This window comes from Alcanivorax sp. HI0083 (genome assembly GCF_001635175.1).
Genome location: NZ_LWFX01001719.1, coordinates 1 through 4,388, shown reverse-complemented (window position 1 = coordinate 4,388; position 4,388 = coordinate 1). Strand labels below are relative to the sequence as shown.

5 protein-coding genes are annotated in these 4,388 nt (G+C 57.5%); all 5 read right to left on the bottom strand.

Annotated features, from left to right (window positions below):
• A partial coding sequence (locus tag A3754_RS28685) for a CBS domain-containing protein (RefSeq protein WP_255363169.1) occupies positions 1–134 on the bottom strand: 134 nt, incomplete at its 3' end.
• Between the two features lie 127 nt (positions 135–261).
• Positions 262–744, bottom strand: coding sequence for a ribonuclease E activity regulator RraA (gene rraA, locus A3754_RS25050; RefSeq protein ID WP_063521648.1), 483 nt, complete (start codon positions 742–744; stop codon positions 262–264).
• 46 nt (positions 745–790) lie between these two features.
• Positions 791–1,483, bottom strand: coding sequence for an NAD(P)H-binding protein (locus A3754_RS25045; protein ID WP_063521647.1), 693 nt, complete (start codon positions 1,481–1,483; stop codon positions 791–793).
• Complete coding sequence (locus tag A3754_RS25040; RefSeq protein WP_063521646.1) at positions 1,480–3,621, bottom strand: response regulator; 2,142 nt, start codon at positions 3,619–3,621, stop codon at positions 1,480–1,482. Before A3754_RS25040 ends, A3754_RS25045 begins: the two co-directional genes overlap by 4 nt.
• Positions 3,622–3,763: 142 nt before the next feature.
• Positions 3,764–4,388 (bottom strand): efflux RND transporter permease subunit (locus A3754_RS25035; protein WP_156497221.1); only part of this gene is annotated, 625 nt, incomplete at its 5' end.

The following is a 4,388-nucleotide window of genomic DNA, read 5'->3' as shown; positions in this document are numbered from 1 at the left end:
GATTCGGAAAAGACCCCCACCACACGGCCCGTTTCATCCACCACCGGGCCACCGGAAATCTGATTTTCCAGCAATACACGAATGGCTTCACTCACGAACATATCGGGGGAAAAGGTGACCAGACGGCGGCTCATGTACTCCGCCACATGCATGGACTTGAGCATAATTCTTCCCTGTGCAGTGAGAGCCGGCATCATGCCGGCCATTTGTGATTTTGTTCTTTATAGCAGGATTCTTAACAACAATCGCTAACAGCTAACGTCACACGAGTGCCTTCGGTGCGGTGATAATGCCGTTGTTATCCGCATAGACGAATTCGCCCGGGCGGAAGGTCACGCCACCGAAGGTGATGTCGATATTCAGCTGCCCTTCGTCACGACGAACGGATTTAATTGGCACACAGCCTTGCGTGATGACACCGATATCCAGTGTCGCCAGCGCATCCACGTCACGGCAGGCACCGTAAATAATCACGCCTTCCCAGCCGTTCTTCACCGCGTTTTCCGCGATCATGTCACCGATCAATGCATTGCGAAGGCTGCCACCACCATCGACGACCAGCACCTTGCCTTTACCATCGGTGCCCAGGTGCTCCTTGACCCGACTGTTGTCTTCGAAGCATTTCACCGTAACGATTTCACCGCCAAACGCTGCGCGGCCACCGTAACTGAGCCAGTTGAGGCCGGTTACCACGGAGACACTGTCCGCATTGTCATCACACAGATCGCAGGTCACAAAGGTCATACTGACTCCTTCGGTTATGTTGTCCATCAGTTGCGACCAAGGTGCCTCAGGCAGCCTTGGTCACTTTTTCATGAAATTTACCGGCAAACACCAGGATGTCCCGGTACCGTAACCGGTACAGGCCGGTATCCGGCCCCATCAATGCCATGCCGACCATGGCATCAGCCACCTTGCGGCTATCCACGGGCAACCAGTGGGCATCCGTCCAGCGTGTCAGTGGCTCAATCACTCGATTGAAAATATTGCCCCAGTCTTCTGCCGGGCGCTTGTCCTCACGTTCACCGCGCAGTAACGACGGCTGCACAATGGCAAGCAAAGGCAAATCGAGCTTCATGAGCGCACGCTCCATCTGCCCTTTTACCCGCGAATAAAAAAACGGGGAGCGGGCATTGGAATTCACCGCCGACACAACCAGAAAACGTTGTACGCCAGCCCGGCGTGCCATGTTGCCGGCCAGCACGACAAGATCATGATCCACATGACGGAATGCCTGCCGCGACCCGGCTTTTTTCATTGTGGTGCCCAGGCAGCAAAAGACATCATCCACTTGAAATCGGTCCTGACACGCCTCGATATTATCGAATTCCACCAAATGTACGTCCAGCTTGGGGTGCTCGATGGATAAGGCGCGGCGTGTCAGCACAGTGACCTGCTCATATTCATCGCAGGCCAGCAGGCTTTCCAGGCAATCACGCCCCACCAGCCCGGTTGCCCCCAACAGCAAGGCTTTTCTTGTCATTGTTCTTCCTCGTCTTTGGCGGGCTGTTCCGGCAGCCAACGCCGTAACACCGTTTCCAGTGCATCCAGATGTACCGGTTTGGCAAGAAAATCATCCATGCCCGCAGCCAGGCAACGGGCCTGAACCCCTTCCGCCGTATTGGCAGTAACCGCCACAACCGGCGTGCGCAGAGTCGCTTTGTTCTGCTCGATTTCACGCAGACGCCGGGTCACTTCAAAACCGTCCATCTCCGGCATCATGCAGTCCATCAACACCAAATCGAACGATTCCTGGTCCAGTAACGCCAGCGCGGTTTCCCCGTTACTGACGGTTTTCACCTGGAAACCCAGCTTGCTTAGCATGCCCCGGGTCACCAGCTGGTTTACCTCGTTGTCTTCCACCAGCATCAGCCGGAAACGTTTGCGCCGCTGGCGTTCTTCCGGCGTCTGCAGCGGAGCATCCCCCACCGGCATCTGCCGCTGCAGGCCCACCAGTCGTGCCAGCCCCTGGCGCAATACGGTGCGATGAACCGGGCGCACCAACACCACCAGGTCATGCTTGTCGATAAGCTGTTGCACTGCTGTGTGGCTGCGCTCCTCAATGGTTGCCATCAGCACCAGGCGCACCGGACGCAGCGAAGGATCCTCAAGCACATTGCGGCACAGGTTCAAGGCCAGTTCAGGCCGCGACCAGGTATCCACAAACAACACATCAAAATCGCTTTGTTCGCGGTGCCCTGCACGAAGGGCCTGCAACGCATGATCGTATCCCATCGCAGAAGACGCCTGGCAGTCCAGCGCTTCCAGCTCTTCCTGAATACTGGCAACCGTGCCTGAAGCGGCTCCGACGACCACGGCCTGGGCACCATCCAGCGCCCGAATCAGGCTCTGCGCTTCGCGCATGTCCGGCTGCATTTGCACCGGCACCGTGAACCAGAAGGTTGACCCTTCGCCAGGCACACTTTCCGCCCCCAGGGCGCCACCCATGGCATCAATCAGGCCCTTGCAGACCAACAGGCCAAACCCGGTGTGATGGCTGTTATATACGTCCTGGCCATCTTCTATAAAACGATCCTGAAACAGGTGGCGCAAGGTTTCCGGATCCATGCCCGCGCCCTGATCACTCACGCGCACGCGCAGCACACCGCCACTTTCCCCTTCCACGGTAAAGTCCACATCCAGACGAATTTCGCCCCGCTCGCTGAACTTGATGGCGTTGCTGAACAGGTTATTGAGCACCTGCATCAGGCGCTCGCGGTCGCCCCGGATGCGTTTGGGCAGCATGCGGTCAATCACGCAGGTGAGCTCCAGCCCGGAGGACTGGGCCATGGGGCCAAAGGCTTCCAGCGACTGCTCGATCGCCGTACGGAAATCGAAATAATCCGAATTGAGGGTAATGCGACGGGAAAGAATGCGGGAATAATCCAGCACGTCATCAATCAGTGACAGCAGCAGCTTGCCGCTCTGCCCCGCCACCTGCAGGTAATCTTTCTGCTCGTCATTAAGCCGCGTGTCTTCAAGCAGCGACATCATGCCCATCAGGGAATTCATGGGGGTGCGCAACTCATGGGCCAGCCGATATACCAGGCTGAGCTGCACTTCGGTACTGCTGCGCACCGGCTGCTTTCGGTCCAGAGGCCCGCGGCGCTCGCGTGTCATGGCGTGCCAGAAGGTTTCGTATTGGCCCCGATAAAGCCGGAATAGATAGAACGCGTAAACACCAATCAGTGTCGCCAGCACCCAGTCATGCAAGGTGCCGGTGAACAATAAAACCGCCAACGTCGGCAGGAACATCAGCACAATATAGGCTTGGCGAACCCGCAACCCGGCCATCCAGGAGCTACCCAGGGCCGTGGTCACACCCACGTTATAAAGAATGACCACGAAAAAATTGAAGCCGGTGCCCAGCCGCCAGATCAACCAGGCAGGCAACAAGCCCCATAACAAGGCGTGCAACGCCAGGCCCAACCCGAACAGACGCCGCCAGCGGGCCGGTCCGGCCCCATACAGCGCATCGAAACGCGCCACCAGCCACAGCCGGTAAGCGGTGACCAACAGGACGGCACCACCGCCTATCAGCGCTTCCAGTTCGAAGCTCTGGTAGACCTGGCCCCAGGCAAAGACAAGTGCATAAACCAGAAGGGCCGCCAGGACTCCCATCAAGGAGTTCTTGGCGGCCCCGTAATCTACGCGTTTAAGAACCTTTCGATCTTTCTTGTATGGCACTGTATTTTGTTCCGCAGAAACTGGATTTACCCGGTTTCGCGCTACGTTAACACCGCCTCATCAGACTGGCTAGAGCCTATTGCACGCTGCCTCTGGTCCGCTTGCGGCGGTCCAGCGCAACCAGTAATGGCACGAAAAAGAAGAAATCCACAATCAGGGCCATGGCAATGGTGATCGCAGACAACTGCCCCATGCTGGAATTGGGGTAAAAATGACTGGTGCCGATGACGGCAAAGTTCGCCACCAGCACCACGGATGTGGCCACCAGTGCTACGCCGACAGTACGGAATGCATACTCCACCGCTTGTTCGGTTTTGAGGCCCAATTCACGTTTGGCACGCACGTATTTACTCAGGAAATGCACAGTGTCATCCACCACGATCCCCAGCGTCATGCACGCCACCACGGATACCGCCAGCCCGATCTCCCCATTCACCAACCCCCACAGCCCGAAGGCCATGGCCGCCGGCAACAGGTTGGGCAATAGCGACAGGATGCCGTACCTCACGGAACGCAACGCAATAACCAGCAGCACCGACACGCTGACCAACGCAATCAGCGCGCCGCTGAGCATGCTCTGAATATTGCGCATGGTGACCCGGCCAAACAGGATGTCCATGCCGGTGCCCTTGGTCTGCATGGCTTGCGGCCAGTTATCCTGCATCCAGGCTTCCACCCGATCATTGAATTCCAGCACCGGG